This window comes from Ureibacillus sp. 179-F W5.1 NHS (assembly GCF_045369345.1).
Lineage (GTDB): Bacteria > Bacillota > Bacilli > Bacillales_A > Planococcaceae > Ureibacillus > Ureibacillus halotolerans.
On record NZ_JBIQFG010000094.1, the window covers coordinates 1 to 1,829 of the forward strand.

At 41.7% G+C, this 1,829-nt stretch carries 1 protein-coding gene; it reads right to left on the minus strand.

The genetic code is table 11. The annotated features are described in order from the left end of the window. Positions 1 to 62 precede the first annotated feature (62 nt). Positions 63 to 1,325, minus strand: coding sequence for a group II intron reverse transcriptase/maturase (gene ltrA / locus ACH0B5_RS17950; RefSeq protein ID WP_341362520.1), 1,263 nt, complete (start codon positions 1,323 to 1,325; stop codon positions 63 to 65). Between the last annotated feature and the right edge of the window lie 504 nt (positions 1,326 to 1,829).

Here is a 1,829-nt window from a genome sequence, read left to right on the forward strand (position 1 = left end):
GGAGTGATTAACTCCCGACCTCTCACACCACCGTACGTACGGTTCCGTATACGGCGGTTCAATTAAGATGAATAACGCAAAGTTTCGTAACGAACTTTCAGACTTTTCAGCCCTTGGCTTTCCCAATAGGAATTGCCGGGGGTTCTGTGTAATATGGGGCTTTTAGAAATGCGCCAGTACCCTTTTCGGGTGTTTCCCCACTCGTATGCTTTTCCATAAGGAACTTTCAACCGAGTAAGATTTCTGACTCTTGTTTGAGGTTTCTTCCAATTCTTCCATAGACACATCCTTAATCTTCTTTTAATCCAGCTATCTAGTGATTTGAATATGGAATTCGTATCTGCTAATGCAAAATAACCACACCACCCCATTAGAAATTGGTTTAACTTCTCGATTCTGTATTCCATGGAGTATGGCATCTTTCTTGAGGTAATTTCTCGTATTTTCTTCTTCATTCGAACTAAGCTTGTTTTCGCAAGACGAACCTTTGGTTCTTTATGATTCGTGAAACTAAAACCTAAGAACTTCCGGTTCCAAGGACGGTCTACTGCTGATTTCTTTTCGTTTATTTTTAAACGAAGTTTTCCTTCGATAAATCTTTGTACACTCGTCATTACTCTTAATCCCGCACGTTCTGTTTTCACATAAATATTACAATCATCTGCGTATCGAACGAATTTATGTCCACGTTCCTCCAACTCTTTATCGAGTTCATCTAGAACTATGTTTGAAAGTAAAGGACTTAAAGGTCCACCTTGTGGTGTTCCTTCTTCTGTACTTGAAACCACTCCATTTATCATGACACCGGCTTGGAGGTATTTACGAATAAGTTTTAATAAAGATTTATCTGAAATTTGTTTCGCTAATGTTGCCATTAGTCGGTCATGATTGACCTTATCGAAGAATTTCTCTAAATCCATATCAATCACCCATCGATAACCTTCCTTTATATAACCCTTTGCTTTCCGAACGGCGTCATGGGCGCTCCGGTTTGGACGGAATCCATAACTCTGGTCCGAAAATGTTTTGTCATATTCCTTCGATAAAATCTGCGAGATAGCTTGTTGAATCAAACGGTCTGTCACGGTTGGGATACCTAGTAAACGTACACCACCATCTGGTTTCGGGATTTCGACTCGACGTACTGGTTGCGGTTCATAGGTTCCATTCAAAATCTGCGATTTAATGTTTTTCCAATTTTCGATAATGTGCTGTCGTAAGGTTTGTACGGGCATCATGTCTACTCCATGGCTTCCTTTATTCGCTTCAACTCGCTTTAGCGCTTGTATCATGTTTTGCCGTTCGAGAATTTGATCCAACATCATCATTTCGTTCCTTTCCGTGATTAGCTTATCTTCTTATGTCCATCTGAACTCCACCCTCCGCAAATACCCTCGTGGGATTCACCACTACTTTCTAAGCGTGAGGTTTTTCTGTTTTCTGTGCTTATTCATTCTAGATGGAAAGCCAAGGGCTAATCTCTCTCAATTGTTCAGTCCTTCCGAGTAATTCTAGACCTACTCGTACTATGACCTCTGCTGACTTCTGACAGTTCAGCTACTTGTCTCCAAGTAGGTTATGAAGGGTACTTCACGTTTCTGTCAGACCTCCCCGGGTAAGCGTATGCACTGTCACACCATCTATCCTCCTCATTTACTTGATATGACCTTCGACAGAAGGACTTTGTTTTGTAATGCAAACTCATTCAATCATACCTAGCCTTATATGAGATTCGTGTTCCTCGGACCGGTGTTTTGCCTCCAGCTTCCTTCAGATTCCGCGTCGCCACGGACACCCTTGCTCTTAGCTAACCTCTACTTCAGTCTTCG